This is a genomic window from Duganella sp. AC237 (genome assembly GCF_979254035.1).
In genome coordinates, this window is the sequence record NZ_CEEDEW010000003.1 from 1,997,286 (window position 1) to 2,012,891 (window position 15,606).

Sequence of the window (15,606 nt, forward strand, 5' to 3'; positions counted from 1 at the left end):
ATTGCCAGCCCCTGGCCTGATTGGCCGGGCTGTTATTAACTTGTGGCCCCGTGACGAGCCCTTAACTACCGAATTATAACTTTCGAATGATCTTTCAACGCACCCTACGACGTGAAATGGCCAGCACCGCCTTCGCCAGCTTCACGATTCTGTTCAGCGTTTGCGTTACCTGGACCTTGATCGGCATCCTCGGCAAGGCCGCCGGCGGCAAGGTCGCCTCCAGCGACGTGGTCGCGCTGATCCTTTTCGCAACGGTGAATTATCTGCCAACTATCCTCATCCTCACCAGCTTTATTTCGGTGCTGATGGTGGTCACGCGCAGCTACCGCGATTCCGAGATGGTGGTGTGGTTCGCCTCCGGCTTGAGCCTGACGCGCTGGATCGCGCCGGTGCTGAGCTTCGGCTTGCCGATGGTGCTGCTGACGGCGGGCCTGAGCTTCGTCGCCGCGCCGTGGGCCAAGGAAAAGAGCGCGGAATACGTCGAGCGCTTCGCCAAACGCGAAGACCTGCAGAAGGTATCGCCCGGCCAGTTCCGCGAATCGTCGTCGGCCAACCGCATCTTCTTCGTCGAAGGCGTCGCCGGCGACACCTCGGTGGTGCAGAACGTGTTCGTCAACACGGTCGATAAAAACGGCACGGCGGTCATCGTCGCGCGCGAGGGTGTGATCAGCAACGGCCCCAAAGGCGAGCGCTATCTGGTGCTCAAGAACGGCCGCCGCTACCAGGGCATGCCGGGACAGTCCGACTTCCAGACCATGGAGTTCGACACCTACAGCATGCGCGTGACCAGCCAGGCCCAGGACCTCGACACGGAGCGTGACACCGATTCCGTGCCGACCATGACGCTGCTGACCGACACTACCAATTCCGGCCGCGCCGAGCTGCTGTGGCGGATCGCCTCGCCGCTGACCTGCCTGGTGCTGGTGCTGCTGGCGATCCCGCTGGGCTTCGTCAATCCGCGCGCCGGCAGTTCGGCCAACCTGATTATCGCGCTGCTGATCTTTTTCTCGTACACCAACGCGGTCAAGCTGGTCGAGGGCAGCGTCAGGCTGGGCAAGTTCTCGTTCGCGCTGTCGTGGTGGCCGCTGCACCTGATGGCGGCGCTGACGGTGCTCGGCCTGTTCGCATGGAGGCTCAATCTGAATCACCGTTACCACCCGCTGGCAGTGCTGGCGGCGATGAAGCGCTCGCGTAGCGCAAATGCGGCAAACAAGAAGACGGTGGCGCCATGAAGATCCTGCAACGCTACTTCGCCGTCACCATTTTCCAGGCGGTGGCCTTCGTGCTGGTCGCCTTCCTGGCGCTGCAAGCCTTCATGGACCTCACCGGCGAACTGCCGCGCGTCGGCAAGAACGGCTATGCGATCCAGTATGTGCTGCTGTTTGTGGCGGTCAAGCTGCCGGGGCACGTGTACGAGGTGATGCCGCTCGCTGCGCTGATCGGCACCATTTATACGATGGCGCAGTTTGCGTCGACGTCCGAGTTCACTATCATGCGGGCTTCCAGCATGACCACCGGCATGGTGGCGTGGATGCTGGCCAAGATCGGCGTCGTGCTGGTGATTATCACCTTCATCTTCGGTGAGCTGATCACCCCGCGCACCGCGCCGCTGGCCGAAAAAATCAAACTCAGTGGACGCGGCACGACGATTTCGACCGAGTTCCGCTCCGGCTTGTGGACCAAGGATATCGTCAAGTCCGAAGGCATGAGCGGAGAGGTGATCGGGTCGCGCTTCTTCAACGTGCGCGAGGTGCGCCCGGACGGCAAACTGGTCGACGTCAAGCTGTACGAATTCGATAACAACTTCCGCCTGCGCTCCATCACGGTCGCCAAGACCGGCACGTACCAGGGCACGAACAAATGGATGCTGTCGGATGTGAAGGAGAACATCTTCACCAATCCGGCGCTGGTCAAGCCGGGCAGCGAAGCCAATCTGGCGAATAACTACGCCCAGGGCAGCAGCATGATCGAGACCCGCACCAGCGCCACCAGGGAGCTGATTTCGGAGATCACGCCGCGCATCCTGTCGGTGTCACGCTCGGACCCCGAGCGCATGTCGGCCAGCGAGCTGGCGCTGTACACCCGCCACCTGCAGGAAAACAAGCAGGAGACGGAGCGCTTCAAAATCGCGTTCTGGAAAAAACTGTTCGATCCGCTGGCGATCTTCGTGCTGATGGCATTGGCGCTGCCGTTCGGCTACCTGCACACCCGCAGCGGCGGCGTCAGTCTGAAGATTTTCGTTGGCATCATGATCGGCGTCAGCTACCTGCTGGTCAATACCCTGTTCTCGCACCTCGGTGTGTTGAGCACCTGGCCGGCGGCCCTGACGGCGATCGCCCCAAGTTTAATTTTCCTGCTGCTGGCGCTGAGCGCCTTGTGGTGGGTGGAGCGACATTAGATGAATAGTATTTTGAATAAACGAGCCCTCGTCCTCTTCGCGCACGGCGCCCGTGCAGCGTCTTGGGCGGCGCCGTTCGAGCGCCTGCGCGACCTGACGCAGGCGCGCATGCCGGATGTACCGGTGTCGTTGGCGTTTCTGGAGTTGATGGAGCCGCGCCTGCCGGAGCAGGTCGCGGCGCTGACGGCGAGCGGCGTTACGCACATCACGGTGGTGCCGGTGTTTTTGGGGCAGGGCGGCCATGTGCTGCGCGACCTGCCGCTGATGGTCGATCAATTGCGCATCGATTATCCGCAAACCACGATCAACGTGGTCGAAGCGGCCGGCGAGAACGCGGCGGTGCTCAACGCGCTGTCCGACTACTGCGTATCTTCGTTGGCAACCCCACCTTCTACTTCCTCGGCACCAGCTTGATCTCGTAAAGCTTGGGCCACAGTTTGCCGGTGACGAACAGACGTTTCTTGTCGCCGTCCCAGGCGATGCCGTTCAAGACGTTTTCGTTGTTGGGGCCTCTGCCCGCGTCCGGATACAGCTTGCCCAGATCGATCCAGCCGACGATCTTGCCGGTCTGTTGATCGATGCGGGCGATGGTGTTGGTATGCCAGATATTGGCGAAAATCTCGTCGCCCACCACTTCCAGCTCGTTGATCTGGTCGACCGCGATGCCGTCGGCCGTCACCTTCACGCGGCGCACTTCGAGGAAGGTCTTCGGATCGAGGAAGCGTAGCGTCGCGCTGCCGTCGCTGAGCACCAGCTCCTTGCCGTTTTGCGCCAGGCCCCAGCCTTCGCCCGGATAGGCGAACTGGTTGCGCAGGTCGAAGGTGGCGAGGTCGAACACGAAGCCGGTCTGCGATTGCCAGGTGATGCCGACCAGCGTGTCCTTCCAGACGGTCAGGCCTTCGCCGAAGTACTGCGGCGGGATGTCCTTGCTTTGCAGGACCTTGCCGGTCTCCAGATTCACCTTGCGGATCGATGATTTGCCGTTCAGGCCCGTACTCTCATACAGAAAACCGTCGCGGTACAGCAGGCCCTGGGTAAACGCCTGCGGGTCGTGAGGATAGCTGTGCACGACCTTGAAGTCATAGGTCGGTATCGAGGGCGCGGCTAGCGCGCCGGCGGCCGACACCAGGGAAAGCAGCAGGGAAAGCAGGAGCGGGGTTTTAATACTGTTTATTTGCACAATTCGTTTCACTATCAGGCTACCGTTGAACTCTGTAATTCGACCATCGCGTCGAGGGTGGTGCCGGGCGTTGCGAATTCCGCCTCGACGCAGGCGCGCGCCTCCGGCGAGACGATCATGTCGACCGCGTTGCGGCGCATCGCTTCCGCCGCGTCCACTTCCCCGCAACCGGCCAGCAGTTCGAGCAGCAGGCGCACTTCGGCCATGTAGTTGTAGACCGTCGCCAGCAGGTCGGACATGCCTTCGTCGGTGAGCAGCTGGAGCTGGGCGACGTGGGCGTTGACTTCGCCCGCGTAGGCCGCGAGGTGCTTTTCCGGTTCGGGCAGATAGCTGCGCGCCAGCGGATAGTCGCCGCAGGCCATCATCGATGTCAGCGCCGAGTTGGCGCATTCCGCCGCCAATTCGGCCGGCAGCTGCTTGAACAGCAGCCAGGTATTTTGCAAGTCACCCAGCTTGTCGTTGATGGCGCGGATGTCGTTGAAGAGGATAGCGTCGCCGCCGTCGGCCAACAGGCGGTCCGTGAGGCGCTGGCGCAGTTCGACCAGCGCTTGCCGCGCAGGCAGGTGTTCCTCGGCCAGTTTGGCCCAGGCGCTCAGCACATAGGACAGCCGCAGCGGAGCGACTTCCGTGTCGCGCACGGACGTGGCGTCGAACAGCCAGATATAGTCCTTCAGGGCCGCATCGAACTCGCCGGCGGAATGGGCACCCCAGGCGCGCTCCAGAACTTCATGAACATTATCCATTACTACCTCTTATGAGATGAATGGACATTCTATTACGGATTTCGGGGAATCAGGCGCCAAGCTGGGGGGCTATTGCGCCGCTGATCTCCGCTTCGAGGCGTTGGTGCGAGCGGCTTTGCATGGCATCCCCCAGCATCACCAGCACCGGACCGTGGGCTTCGCCCAGGCCCAGGGCCAGCGCTGCGATGGTCAGGCGGCGGATGCGCTGGTCCGGACGGCTGCAGTTTTCGATGACGACGACCGGGGTGTCGGGACGGTGTCCGTGCGCCAGCAGGCGTTCGGCGGTGGCAATGGCTTCGCGCCCGCCCATGTACTGCACCAGGGTGTCGGTGTCGGGGATGGCGTCGTGGTGCGCTTCGTCGGGCGCCGTCGACGAGGTGAAAAAGGCCACGCTGCGGGCCACGCCGCGCTTGGTCAGCGGTTGCTTGCTGGCGGCGGCGGCGGCGACGGCGGTGGTGATGCCGGGGACGATTTCGACCTCGATGCCGGCTTCCTCCAGCGCGCGCAATTCCTCGTCGGCGCGGCCGAACAGCATCGGATCGCCGCCTTTGAGGCGCACCACCAGCGCATGGCGTTGCGCGTTGTCGACCAACTGTTGGTTGATGACCTGCTGCGCGGTGGAGCGCTGGCCACTGCGTTTGCCGACCGAGATTTTCTCGGCCTGCGGGCATAGCTCGAGCATCTCCGGGGTCACCAGCGCGTCGTGCAGTACGACGTCGGCTTGCGCCAGCAGACGCGCGCCGCGCATGGTGATCAGGTCCTGGGCGCCGGGGCCGGCGCCGATCAAATAGACTTTTCCGAGAGATGCCATTGCCATACCGTTATTACCGCTTTATTCCGAAAGGCGAATCATACCCGCCGCGACGGTCTGGTGGGTCACTTCGTCGATCAGGATAAAGGCGCCGGTGGCACGGATGTCGGCGTAGGCATCGGCCGCCAGCGGCTGCTGGACGGTCAGGCCGATGCGGGCGATGTCGTTCAGCTTCAGGCCATCGGCGTCATGTCGCTGCTGCGTGTTGATGTCCAACAGCGACTCGATGCCGGTGATCTTGGCCGAGGTTTGCTTGGTGCCGTGTTTGATCCAGTACTTGCGGCGCTGGTCGAGCGGCTCGTCGGACATCCAGCAGACGTCCGCCTTCAAGGTCTTGAGCAGGGTCGCCGGCTGTTCGACATTGACCAGCAGGTCGCCGCGCGAGATGTCCAGGTACTCGTTCAGCAGCAAGGTGATCGACTGCCCGACCACCGCCGACTGGTGCGAGCCTTCCAGCGTGACGATGTCCTTGACGGTGGCGCTCTGTCCGGATGGTTGCACCACCAGCTTGTCGCCGACGCTGACCTTGCCGGCCTCGATGCGGCCCATGTAGCCGCGGAAGTCGTTGGCTTCGTGGCCGTTGTGGCGCGCCACCAGCTGCACCGGGAAGCGGAACGGCGCGTTGTGCGATTCATCGTAGACCGACAGCGATTCGAGCAGCTCGATCAGGGTAGGGCCTTTGTACCAGCTCAGTTTTTCGCTGGCGTCGACGACGTTGTCGCCGCTCAGGGCCGACAGCGGAATCGGCGTGATGTCCTTCAGGCCCAGGGTGGCGGCGAATTCGCCGTAGGCCTTGACGATGCGGTCGTAGATCGCCTGGTCGTAGTTCACCAGGTCCATCTTGTTGACGGCGACGACCACGTGCTCGATCTGCAGCAGGTGGGCGATGGTCGAGTGGCGCTTGGTCTGGATCAGAAGATCGACGCCGCCGTCCTCGCGCAGCTTCACTTTCGAGACGTCGATCAGGATGATGACGGCATCGGCGGTCGAGGCGCCCGTCACCATGTTGCGGGTGTACTGCTCGTGGCCCGGGGTGTCGGCGATGATGAACTTGCGCTTCGGCGTGGCGAAGTAGCGGTAGGCCACGTCGATGGTGATGCCTTGTTCGCGTTCGGCTTCCAGCCCGTCGGTCAGCAGCGACAGGTCGACGGCGTCGCCGACGGTGCGCTTGTGCTTGGAGCGCGACATCGCGTCCAGCTGGTCGGCGAAGATGCCTTTGCTGTCGAACAGCAGGCGGCCGATCAAGGTGGATTTGCCGTCGTCGACGGAACCGGCGGTGATGAAGCGTAAAAGTCCGCGCTCGGTCTGGGTTTCTACATTGGTGGTGCTAGCGTTCATCAGAAGTATCCTGCTTTTTTACGTTTTTCCATCGAAGCCTCGGAGGTCTGGTCGTCCATCCGGGTGGCGCCGCGTTCGGTGATCTGGGTGATGGCGGTTTCGGCGATGATCGCCTCGACCGTCGCCGCGTCCGACGATACGGGGCAGGTGCAGGAAATGTCGCCCACGGTGCGGAAGCGCACCACCTGGGTCTCGACGGTCTCGCCTTCGCGCGGCGGGGTCAGGTCGGTCAGCGGCACCAGCAGGCCGTTGCGCGGAATGACCTGGCGCTCGTGGGCGAAGTAGATCGGCGGCAGTTCCAGCTTTTCGCGGGCGATGTACTGCCACACATCGAGTTCGGTCCAATTCGAGATCGGGAACACGCGCATGTTTTCGCCCGGGTGCACGCGGGTGTTATACAGGTCCCACAGTTCCGGGCGCTGCGATTTCGGGTCCCACTGGCCGAATTCGTCGCGGAAGGAGAAGATGCGCTCCTTGGCGCGGGCCTTTTCCTCGTCGCGGCGCGCCCCGCCGATGCAGGCGTCGAAGCCATGTTCGGCGATCGTCTCGAGCAGGGTGACCGCTTGCGCGGCGTTGCGCGAATCGGTTTGCGGATTACGCAGGCGCACCGTGCCTTTTTTGATCGAGTCCTCGACCGAGCCGACGATCAGTCGCTCGCCCAGTTCGGCCACGCGCTTGTCGCGGAAGGTGATCACCTCGGCGAAATTGTGGCCGGTATCGACGTGCACCAGCGGGAACGGGAATTTACCGGGGCGGAAGGCCTTCTCCGCCAAACGCAGCAAGACCACCGAGTCTTTACCGCCCGAGAACAGCAGGGCGGGGTTGCTGCATTCGGCCGCCACTTCGCGCAGGATGTGGATCGCTTCCGATTCCAGGGCGTCGAGGTGGCGCGCATTCACGTGTACGTTGTTTTCAACTAAAGCGTTCATTGGACTAGCCTATTATTTTTGTGGCGCGCATGAAGTCATCTTCTGCTGCCACGGATTTAATACGTATGAGCTTACCATCGACCATATGCAGGCCGCATTCCTTGGAGTCCGGGTTTTCCCACCACCAGCGGCCGGCCCGCACGTCCTCGCCCGGTTCCACCGCGCGGGTGCATGGCGCGCAGCCGATCGACGGATAGCCTTGATCGTGCAGCGCATTGTACGGTACGCCGTTGTCGCGGATGTAGTTCCACACGTCTTCCTCCGACCAATCGGCCAGCGGATTGAACTTGGTCATGCCGTGCGCCGGATCGTCCTCCTGCACGTGCAGCTCGGCGCGGGTGGCCGACTGCGCGCGGCGCTGGCCGGTCACCCAGGCTTTTTTGCCGGCCAGGGCGCGGCCCAGCGGCTCGACCTTGCGGATGCGGCAGCACTCGCGGCGCATTTCAATGCTGTCGTAGAAGGCGTTGAGGCCATTCTGCGCGACGTAGGCATCGACCGCTTCCGGCTGCGGCTTGTACAGGGCGATCTCGTAGCCGTCATAGTGCGACTTCACCTTGTCGAGCATTGCCAGTGTTTCGTCATGCAGGCGGCCGGTTTCGAGCGAGAAGATCCCGATATCCAGTTTGGATTTCAGGATCAAATCGGTCAGCACCATGTCTTCGGCCGCCAGGCTGGAGGCGAAGACCGCCGGGGAAAAATCGCTGGCGATGCGCGACAGCGTGGCGCTGCTGTCGGCAATCAGCTTGCTCAGGTCAGACATTCAAACTCCAATCATGCAATCAGATACCGGCGCCGTCGTTGTTGGCCGCCGGCGCGGCGGCGCCCGAGGTACGGGCGTGGCGGCGGTACAGCGGCAGCTTCTGGTCCACGGACGCCTGGTAGGTTTCCGAGAAATCGGACAGGCCCTTGAGCGCATCGTGGATGCTGCGGTCCGGACGCGTGGCGTAGGCGTTGAAGCCGACGCGCTGCATCTGGAACAGCTGGTCGCGCAGCACGTCGCCGATGGCGCGCAGTTCGCCGGTCCAGCCCAGGCGGATGCGCAGGTTGTAGGCGATCGAGTAGCCGCGGCCGTCGGTGAATTTCGGGAAGTCGACGGCGATGACGGCGAACTGCGACAGGTCGTCCTTGATCGCTTCCGGACGTTCATCGCTGGCGATCCAGACGCCGATCTCGCCGGCGGCGGCGCGCGCGGCCAGCAGCTCGCGCTGCACCAGCCACAGGCTTTGCGGCACGATTATTTTGCCTGCCGGGACTTCCACGGTGGCCGGGTCGATCTGCGGCGCGCCTTCGACCGGCTCGGCCAGGCGCAGCACCAGCCAGTCGTCTTCCACGACTTCACGGCCCTTGATGATCAGATTTTTAGAAACAGCGTCAGACATATTCATCCTCTCCTACCAGGCGACCCGACTTTTCGGGGATCGGCGTGGCGTATACAAATTCCTTGAACGGTGCGACGCCCAGTCGCTGCGCGCAGGCGGCGAACGATTCGTCCTCGAAGCGCTCGCGCACATAGACCTGCAGCAGGCGGGCGATCACTTCCGGCATTTGCAGCGCAGAGAACGACGGTCCGATGATCTTGCCGATGGCCGAGTGGTTGCCCTGCGAGCCGCCGATCGACACCTGATACCATTCGCTGCCGTCCTTGTCGACACCGAGCACGCCGATGCTGCCAACGTGGTGGTGGCCGCAGGCGTTGATGCAGCCGGAGATATTCAGTTCGATCTCGCCGATGTCGTGCTGGTAGTCGATGTCGTCGAAGCGCTCGGCGATGGCGGCGGCGATCGGGATCGACTTGGCGTTGGCCAGCGAGCAGAAGTCGCCGCCCGGGCAGCAGATCATGTCGGTCAGCAGGCCGATGTTCGGCGTCGCCAGGCCCTTGGCCTTCACTTGCTGCCACAGGGTGAACAACTGCGACTGCTCGACGTCGGCCAGCACGATGTTCTGCTCGTGCGTGACGCGCAGTTCGCCGAAGCTGTATTTGTCCGACAGGTCGGCCATGAAGTCGATCTGTTCGGCGGTGGCGTCGCCAGGCGGAACGCCGGTCTTTTTCAGCGACAGCACCACGGCCGCGTAGCCGGGCTGCTTGTGCGGCTTGACGTTGCGGTTGACCCAGTTGGCGAAGGCCTTGTTGCCGGCCGCTTCCGGCGCGGCGGTGACGTCGCTGTCGTCCAGCTGCTTGTAGGCCGGCGGCTGGAAGTAGTCGATCACGCGCTGCATCTCTTCGACGGTCAAGGTTTCCGGACCGTCTTTGAGATCGACCCATTCGGCTTCGACCTGGCGCGTGAATTCCTCGACGCCGATGGCTTTCAGCAGGATCTTGATGCGGGCCTTGTACTTGTTGTCGCGGCGGCCGTACTGGTTATACACGCGCATCACGGCTTCGGTGTAGGTCAGCAGGTGCTGCCACGGCAGGAATTCGCGGATCACGCTGCCCAGAATCGGGGTGCGGCCCATGCCGCCGCCGGCCATGAACTTGAAGCCGATCTCGCCGGCCTCGTTGCGCACCACGGTCAGGCCGATGTCGTGCACGGCGATGGCGGCGCGGTCTTCGACGGCGCCGTTGATGGCGACCTTGAACTTACGGGGCAGGGCGATGAATTCGGGGTGGAAGGTCGACCACTGGCGCAGCACTTCCGCGTAGGGGCGCGGATCGATGATCTCGTCGGCGGCGACGCCGGCGTACGGATCGGACGTGGTGTTGCGGATGCAGTTGCCCGAGGTCTGGATGGCGTGCATCTCCACCGAGGCCAGGTCGCTGAGGATGTCCGGGGTCTGTTCCAGCTCGACCCAGTTAAACTGGATGTTCTGGCGGGTGGTGAAGTGGCCATAGCCGCGGTCGTACTTGCGGGCAATGTGGGCGAACATGCGCATTTGCTTGGACGACAACAAACCGTAAGGCACGGCGATGCGCAGCATGTAGGCGTGACGTTGCATGTACAGGCCGTTCTGCAGGCGCAGCGGCACGAATTCGGCTTCCGTCAGCTCATCGGAGAGGCGGCGCCGTACCTGGTCGCGGTACTGTGCGATGCGTTCACGCACGATAAGATGGTCGTACTGGTCGTATTGATACATATTCTTCCTAGATAGTAGCTTGCTAGAATCCCCACACTAGCGCTAATAGTAATAAACTTCGTCTTTATTCCAAACGACTTAGTCTTTATTTGCTTATATAAGGATTGGGCATAAGCATGGACGCTAATAATTTTAAGATGGGCCAAGACTAGATGAATCTCCACCAACTGCGCTTCGTGCGCGAGGCCGTGCGCCAGAACTACAACCTGACCGACGCCGCCAAGGCCCTTTTTACGTCGCAGCCGGGCGTCTCGAAGGCGATTATCGAACTGGAGGAGGAGCTCGGCGTCGATATCTTCACCCGCCACGGCAAGCGCATACGCGGCCTGACCGAGCCGGGAAGGCTGGTGTTGCAGTCGGTGGAGTTGATTATGCAGGAAATCGACAGCCTCAAGCGAATCGGCAAGGAATACGCGGCCCAGGACAGCGGCAGCTTCACCATCGCCACCACGCACACGCAGGCGCGCTACACCTTGCCGAAGGTGGTGCAAGCCTTCATGCTGAAGTTTCCCAAGGTGCGCTTGTCTTTATTGCAAGGCAATCCGCAGCAGATCGCCGAAATGGTCCAGCGCGACCAGGCCGACCTGGCGATCGCCACCGAATCCATCGCCGGCATTGCCGGCCTGATAACGTTGCCTTGTTATCAATGGGAGCACGTGGTGGTGGTGGCGCCGGACCATCCTTTGCTTAAATCGAAGCAGGTGACCCTGGAAGAAATTGCCGCATTCCCGATCATCACGTACGATGGCGCCTTCGCCGGCCGCAGCAAGATAGACCACGCGTTTTCCCTGCGCGGGCTGAAGCTGGACGTGTTGCTGGAAGCCATAGACGCCGATGTGATCAAGACCTATGTGGAGTTGGGCATGGGGATTGGTATCATAGCGGGGATGGCCTATGACGCCGAGCGCGACAAGAACCTGCGCGCCATCCCTGTCGGCCATCTGTTCGGCATGAATGTGTCGCGGGTGGCGGTCAAGCAGGGCGCCTATCTGCGCAGCTATATATATACCTTTATTGAACTGCTGGCCCCCACGCTCAACCGCAAGTTGATCGAGCAAGCCATGAGCGGTGAAAAAGAGCACTACGAACTGTAACTAGAAAGCACTACCATGATTACCAATCAGTTGGCACAATTCTATGCCGTCAATGCCGACAACTACGACCAGGTCTACGCGCGCGAAGAGCGCTTCGACGATCTGGACGACCTGCAGGAAATGGTCGCCGAGCTGTTCCAGGGTCACAAGGTGCTGGAACTGGCCTGCGGCACCGCCTATTGGACCGATTTGATCGCCGAGGTGGCCGATTCCGTCCACGCCACCGATCTGCTGCCGGAAATGATCGCGCTGGCCGAGACGCGCGGCCTGGACGAGGACGTCGTGACCTTCGGCGTGATGGACGCGTTCAATTTGCCCGACGACCTGGAAGGAAAATATACCGCCGTGTTCGCCGCCGGGCTGTGGACCCACGTCAAGCGCGAGGACCAGGAGAAGTACCTGAAGACCCTGCGCGCCAAGCTGGGCAAGGATGTGATGCTGGTATTGCTCGACGAATCGTATGTCGATGGCGATACGATGGTGTTCGCCCGCACCGACCTGGAAGGCAACACTTTCCAGATCCTGACGGCGGACGACGGCCAGCGCTACGAGGTGATGCACAATTACCTGACCGACAGCACCCTGCGCAAGCGCTTCGCGGCGTCGGCCAAGCAGATTCGCATCGAGCGTCTGCAGTACTACTACCTGCTGAGCTGCAAGCTAAAATAAGCGGTTCGAAGGTTGATAGAGGATCAACGCTGCCGCGTTACCTTTTTTCTCATGAGTGATGTTGATTTACAACAAATTGGTGTTGTCACATTGTTGAAGTAATTGATAGGCATGATTCGCCCCGTGCAGCTTTCTTTCAACCTTCAGTAGAGAACATCAAGTGAAAAAACTTACTCTGGCAGCAATGATCATCGGCGGTTTCGCAGCGCAGGCGCAAGCTCAATCGAACGTCACGATCTACGGTATCGTCGATGCCGGTATCGTCAGCGAGCGCGGCGGCTCGGCCGGCAGCGTGACCAAAGTCACCAGCGGTATCGGCAGCCAGTCGCGTCTGGGTTTCCGCGGCACCGAAGACCTGGGCAATGGCCTGTCGGCGATCTTCCAGATCGAAACCGGCCTGAAAGTCGATGATGGCACCCTGGACAATGCCAACAACGCACTGTTCAACCGTCAGGCCTTCGTCGGTCTGCGCAGCAAGGAAGCCGGTACCCTGACCCTGGGCCGCCAGTACACCATGCTGTACAACGCCATGAGCCAGGTGGCCGACCCGTTCGGCGCCGGCTACGCTGGCTCGATCAAGAACTTGTTCCCGGCCGCCGGCGCCAACACCCGCGTCAGCAACGCCGTCGTCTACGCCACCCCGGTGTTCGCGGGCTTCAGCGCCGAAGCGCTGTACGCGCTGGGCGAGCAGGCCGGCAGCAACGAAGCGGGCCGTCAGTTCGGTCTGGGCCTGAACTACGGACAAGGCCCGCTGAACGCGCGTCTGGTCTACAACAACCGTAACAACGACACCGTCGCCGTCGGCACCACCCCGGCAGCGAACCGCGACTCGGGCCGCAACACCCTGTTCGCCGCCAATTACGACTTCAAAGTCGTCAAGGCTTACTTCGCCTACGGCGCCGACAAGGGCCTGAACAGCGCCGCGCTGCCGGTGGCCAACGCCTATGGCTACGCTGTCGCGCCACGCGCCAGCCTGGACAGCAACGACATTCTGATCGGCGTACAAGTGCCGGTTGGCAGCGGCACCATCATGGCGTCGGCGATCCGCAAGAACGACAAGACCCGCTTCAACCAGGATGCCGATCAGTGGGCCGTGGGTTACCTGCATGCGCTGTCGAAGCGTACCGGCGCGTACATCGCCTACGCCAAGATCAAGAACAAGAACGGCGCCGGCTACACCGTGGGTAACAACAACGAAGCCGGTACGGGCGACAAAGCCTTCAACGTTGGCGTGCGTCACTCGTTCTAAGCAGGATCGAAGGCGCTTTCCTGAGACCGCAGCGGCAACCGGATGATGATCCGGGTGCCGCCGTCGCTGAGGATGGAAATGTCGCCTTGCAGTGCCCAGACCCGTTCGCGCATCCCGATCAGGCCGAAGGACGATGCCTTGTCCATGTCCTGTTCGGCGATGCCGCGACCGTCGTCGTGGATCGAAATTTGCAGCGACGAATCCGAGCGTCGCAGCGACAGCTCGACGTTTTGCGCCTCCGCGTGGCGCGTGATGTTGGTCAGCGCTTCCTGCGCGATGCGGAAGATGGCCGTGCTGTAGGCGTCATCGAGTATCAGATCCTCTTCATTCGCGTGCAACCGGCAAGAGATGCCGTAGCGCGACACGAATTCCTGGCGCAGGCTTTCGAGCGCAAAATACAAACCACCCTCGTCGAGCGCGCGCGGCCTTAGATTGCTGGCGATGCGCCGCAGCGATGTGATGGCCGACATCAGCAGATCGTCCATGCCCGCCTGCAGCTTGCGCGCGGCCGGATCGCCGCTCGACTTCTGTTGCAGCAGCGCCAGATCGACCCGCAACGTCGCCAGCAACTGGCCCAGATCGTCGTGCAGTTCGCGGGCGATGTGCTTGCGTTCCTCTTCCCGTATCGTTTGCAGCGCCGCCGACAGTTCGCGCAACTGCGAGTACGACTGTTCGAGCTGTTCTTGCACCTGCTTGCGCTCGGTGATGTCGCGCAGGATGATGGTGTAGATCTGGTGGCCGTTTTCCGACAGCGATGAGATCGAGCCCTCGAGCGGGAAGTGCTGGCCGTTGGCCTTCGTGCCGGTGACCGCGTAGTCGCTTGCGCGCCGCCCCTTCATGCGCAGGCGGATGCCGGTCGAGCCGAAGTAATGCGGGGATGCGTTGCCGCCGGTCTGGCGCTGGTCGCGCGGAATGAATTGCTGGAGCGGTACGCCTTCCATGGCTTGCACCGTGGTGCCGAACATGGCCGCGGCCGATGGGTTGGCCTGCAAAATGTGCTGGTGCTCGTCGGTGATGATGATGGCGTCGCTGGCGTGCTGGATAATGCCCCGGCTGCGCTTGTGCGCAGCGGAGGCGGCGCTGGAACAGAACCAGCCGAGGCGCCACGACAAGCGGGCGAACAAGGCTGCGCCGACGCTGATGGCGGGCAGCTTGAATAACGATCTGGCTTGGCCGGGCGTTTTCATGCGGCATCCCTCAGCCGGAGAGGGCGGCTGCAACCGATACAGTAGCGCAATCTCTTTTCAATCCTGTTGACGTGTCTCAAGCGGACGCCGGGCGCCGGCGTCCATGGATCGTCGTCACATCTGCTTGAACAAATGCAGGAAACTGCGGCTTACTTCAAGCTTGTCCGACTTACCCTTAATCATAACGAGATGACGGCCGCGGATGTCGCGCGTTACGCCTTCGATGGCGTTGACGTTGACCAGGGTAGCGCGGTGGATTTGCCAGAACAGCGCCGGATCGAGCTCCTCGGCCAGGTCGCGCACCGGCTTGCGGATCAGCGCCTCGTAGCGCTCGGTCTGCACGCAGGTGTATTTTTCGTCGGAGCGGAAGAACAGGATTTCCTCGACCGGAATCATGCGCAGGTCCTGGCCGATGCTGGCCTGTATCCACTGCAAATAAGCCGGCTTGGGCGCGGTGATTTTCTCGGCCAGTTGCGACAGCATCGCCGTCACGCTGGCGTTGACGTCGGCCGCCGGCTTGCTCAGGCGCGTCTTGAGGCGGTCGACGGTGATCTGCAAACGCTCGGGCTCGGGCGGCTTGAGCACGTAGTCGACGGCGCCGCGCTCGAACGCCTCGACCGCGTAGGCGTCGTAGGCGGTCACGAACACGATGTGGCTTTTGTTGCCGATCACGGTGGCCGCTTCCATGCCGGTCTTGCCGGGCATGCGGATATCGAGGAAGGTGAAGTCCGGCTTGAGCTGGTCGACCAGTTCGATCGCCTCGTCGCCGTTCTTGGCCTCGCCGATGATCTCCAGTTCGGGCCAGACCTGGCCCAGGCGCATGCGCAGTTGGTCGCGCATCAAACGTTCGTCATCGGCAATGATTGCTGTAGGCATGGGTGGTTTCAGCTTATTAAGTGTGAATGGTTATTTGGTTAATTATTCAACGAATCCGCG

The 15,606-nt window shown here is 62.0% G+C and carries 16 protein-coding genes; 6 read left to right on the plus strand and 10 right to left on the minus strand.

The window, feature by feature from the left end; translation table 11 throughout:
• The first annotated feature begins 86 nt into the window (after positions 1–86).
• The 3 genes from lptF to AC0IYS_RS09205 are packed head-to-tail and all read left to right on the plus strand — an operon-like array spanning position 87 to position 2,812.
• Entirely contained in the window at positions 87–1,232 is a 1,146-nt protein-coding gene (gene lptF, locus AC0IYS_RS09195) for an LPS export ABC transporter permease LptF (RefSeq protein WP_471704873.1), read from the plus strand.
• A complete protein-coding gene (lptG, locus tag AC0IYS_RS09200) occupies positions 1,229–2,398 on the plus strand; it encodes an LPS export ABC transporter permease LptG (RefSeq protein ID WP_471704874.1) in 1,170 nt (389 codons plus the stop codon). Before lptF ends, lptG begins: the two co-directional genes overlap by 4 nt.
• A gap of 12 nt (positions 2,399–2,410) precedes the next feature.
• The gene (locus AC0IYS_RS09205; protein WP_471704875.1) at positions 2,411–2,812 is read left to right on the plus strand and encodes a sirohydrochlorin chelatase; all 402 of its coding nucleotides are present in this window, start codon (positions 2,411–2,413) and stop codon (positions 2,810–2,812) included.
• Here the strand turns inward: AC0IYS_RS09205 and AC0IYS_RS09210 are convergent.
• From AC0IYS_RS09210 to AC0IYS_RS09245, 8 genes are read right to left on the minus strand one after another with little or no spacing between them, the layout of a single operon-like run.
• Positions 2,790–3,578: a glutaminyl-peptide cyclotransferase gene (locus tag AC0IYS_RS09210; RefSeq protein ID WP_471704876.1), complete on the minus strand. Its 789-nt coding sequence runs from the start codon at positions 3,576–3,578 to the stop codon at positions 2,790–2,792. The genes AC0IYS_RS09205 and AC0IYS_RS09210 overlap by 23 nt on opposite strands.
• 14 nt (positions 3,579–3,592) lie before the next feature.
• Complete coding sequence (locus AC0IYS_RS09215; RefSeq protein ID WP_471704877.1) at positions 3,593–4,321, minus strand: hypothetical protein; 729 nt, start codon at positions 4,319–4,321, stop codon at positions 3,593–3,595.
• A 49-nt stretch (positions 4,322–4,370) separates the two neighbouring features.
• Entirely contained in the window at positions 4,371–5,132 is a 762-nt protein-coding gene (gene cobA, locus AC0IYS_RS09220) for a uroporphyrinogen-III C-methyltransferase (protein WP_471704878.1), read from the minus strand.
• Between the two features lie 21 nt (positions 5,133–5,153).
• Entirely contained in the window at positions 5,154–6,470 is a 1,317-nt protein-coding gene (locus AC0IYS_RS09225) for a sulfate adenylyltransferase subunit 1 (protein WP_471704879.1), read from the minus strand.
• On the minus strand, positions 6,470–7,399 hold the full coding sequence (cysD, locus tag AC0IYS_RS09230) for a sulfate adenylyltransferase subunit CysD (RefSeq protein WP_330918842.1): 930 nt from the start codon (positions 7,397–7,399) through the stop codon (positions 6,470–6,472). The genes AC0IYS_RS09225 and cysD overlap by 1 nt, the downstream gene beginning before the upstream one ends.
• Positions 7,400–7,403: 4 nt before the next feature.
• The gene (locus AC0IYS_RS09235) at positions 7,404–8,159 is read right to left on the minus strand and encodes a phosphoadenylyl-sulfate reductase (RefSeq protein ID WP_471704880.1); all 756 of its coding nucleotides are present in this window, start codon (positions 8,157–8,159) and stop codon (positions 7,404–7,406) included.
• Positions 8,160–8,178: 19 nt separating this feature from the next.
• Positions 8,179–8,778 carry a DUF934 domain-containing protein gene (locus tag AC0IYS_RS09240; protein WP_471704881.1) on the minus strand — a complete coding sequence of 200 codons (600 nt, stop codon included), beginning with the start codon at positions 8,776–8,778 and terminating at the stop codon, positions 8,179–8,181.
• The gene (locus AC0IYS_RS09245; RefSeq protein ID WP_471704882.1) at positions 8,771–10,471 is read right to left on the minus strand and encodes a nitrite/sulfite reductase; all 1,701 of its coding nucleotides are present in this window, start codon (positions 10,469–10,471) and stop codon (positions 8,771–8,773) included. Before AC0IYS_RS09245 ends, AC0IYS_RS09240 begins: the two co-directional genes overlap by 8 nt.
• A 152-nt stretch (positions 10,472–10,623) precedes the next feature.
• Here AC0IYS_RS09245 and AC0IYS_RS09250 point away from each other — a divergent pair, with 152 nt between their 5' ends.
• The 3 genes from AC0IYS_RS09250 (at position 10,624) to AC0IYS_RS09260 (ending at position 13,483) form a co-directional block, all read left to right on the plus strand.
• Positions 10,624–11,565: a CysB family HTH-type transcriptional regulator gene (locus AC0IYS_RS09250; protein ID WP_471704883.1), complete on the plus strand. Its 942-nt coding sequence runs from the start codon at positions 10,624–10,626 to the stop codon at positions 11,563–11,565.
• A gap of 15 nt (positions 11,566–11,580) precedes the next feature.
• On the plus strand, positions 11,581–12,234 hold the full coding sequence (locus AC0IYS_RS09255) for a class I SAM-dependent methyltransferase (RefSeq protein WP_090315329.1): 654 nt from the start codon (positions 11,581–11,583) through the stop codon (positions 12,232–12,234).
• Positions 12,235–12,418: 184 nt separating this feature from the next.
• Positions 12,419–13,483: a porin gene (locus tag AC0IYS_RS09260; RefSeq protein WP_471708831.1), complete on the plus strand. Its 1,065-nt coding sequence runs from the start codon at positions 12,419–12,421 to the stop codon at positions 13,481–13,483.
• On the opposite strand, the gene AC0IYS_RS09265 is transcribed toward AC0IYS_RS09260, so the two are convergent.
• Both AC0IYS_RS09265 and AC0IYS_RS09270 read right to left on the minus strand, forming a co-directional pair.
• Entirely contained in the window at positions 13,480–14,670 is a 1,191-nt protein-coding gene (locus AC0IYS_RS09265; protein WP_471704884.1) for a PAS domain-containing sensor histidine kinase, read from the minus strand. The two genes, AC0IYS_RS09260 and AC0IYS_RS09265, sit on opposite strands and share 4 nt — an antisense overlap.
• A gap of 114 nt (positions 14,671–14,784) precedes the next feature.
• Positions 14,785–15,546 (minus strand): LytR/AlgR family response regulator transcription factor, encoded by a 762-nt coding sequence (locus AC0IYS_RS09270; RefSeq protein WP_471704885.1) that lies wholly within the window; start codon positions 15,544–15,546, stop codon positions 14,785–14,787.
• Between the last annotated feature and the right edge of the window lie 60 nt (positions 15,547–15,606).

What these genes read in the sequence shown, in the direction of transcription:
- cysD (WP_330918842.1), bottom strand. Translation starts at nt 7,399, where the DNA reads ATGAACGCTTTAGTTGAAAACAACGTACACGTGAATGCGCGCCACCTC.
- AC0IYS_RS09270 (WP_471704885.1), bottom strand. Translation starts at nt 15,546, where the DNA reads ATGCCTACAGCAATCATTGCCGATGACGAACGTTTGATGCGCGACCAA.
- AC0IYS_RS09225 (WP_471704879.1), bottom strand. Translation starts at nt 6,470, where the DNA reads ATGAACGCTAGCACCACCAATGTAGAAACCCAGACCGAGCGCGGACTT.
- AC0IYS_RS09235 (WP_471704880.1), bottom strand. Translation starts at nt 8,159, where the DNA reads ATGTCTGACCTGAGCAAGCTGATTGCCGACAGCAGCGCCACGCTGTCG.
- AC0IYS_RS09255 (WP_090315329.1), top strand. Translation starts at nt 11,581, where the DNA reads ATGATTACCAATCAGTTGGCACAATTCTATGCCGTCAATGCCGACAAC.
- AC0IYS_RS09260 (WP_471708831.1), top strand. Translation starts at nt 12,419, where the DNA reads ATGATCATCGGCGGTTTCGCAGCGCAGGCGCAAGCTCAATCGAACGTC.
- AC0IYS_RS09215 (WP_471704877.1), bottom strand. Translation starts at nt 4,321, where the DNA reads ATGGATAATGTTCATGAAGTTCTGGAGCGCGCCTGGGGTGCCCATTCC.
- lptF (WP_471704873.1), top strand. Translation starts at nt 87, where the DNA reads ATGATCTTTCAACGCACCCTACGACGTGAAATGGCCAGCACCGCCTTC.
- AC0IYS_RS09240 (WP_471704881.1), bottom strand. Translation starts at nt 8,778, where the DNA reads ATGTCTGACGCTGTTTCTAAAAATCTGATCATCAAGGGCCGTGAAGTC.
- AC0IYS_RS09250 (WP_471704883.1), top strand. Translation starts at nt 10,624, where the DNA reads ATGAATCTCCACCAACTGCGCTTCGTGCGCGAGGCCGTGCGCCAGAAC.
- lptG (WP_471704874.1), top strand. Translation starts at nt 1,229, where the DNA reads ATGAAGATCCTGCAACGCTACTTCGCCGTCACCATTTTCCAGGCGGTG.
- cobA (WP_471704878.1), bottom strand. Translation starts at nt 5,132, where the DNA reads ATGGCATCTCTCGGAAAAGTCTATTTGATCGGCGCCGGCCCCGGCGCC.
- AC0IYS_RS09245 (WP_471704882.1), bottom strand. Translation starts at nt 10,471, where the DNA reads ATGTATCAATACGACCAGTACGACCATCTTATCGTGCGTGAACGCATC.
- AC0IYS_RS09265 (WP_471704884.1), bottom strand. Translation starts at nt 14,670, where the DNA reads ATGAAAACGCCCGGCCAAGCCAGATCGTTATTCAAGCTGCCCGCCATC.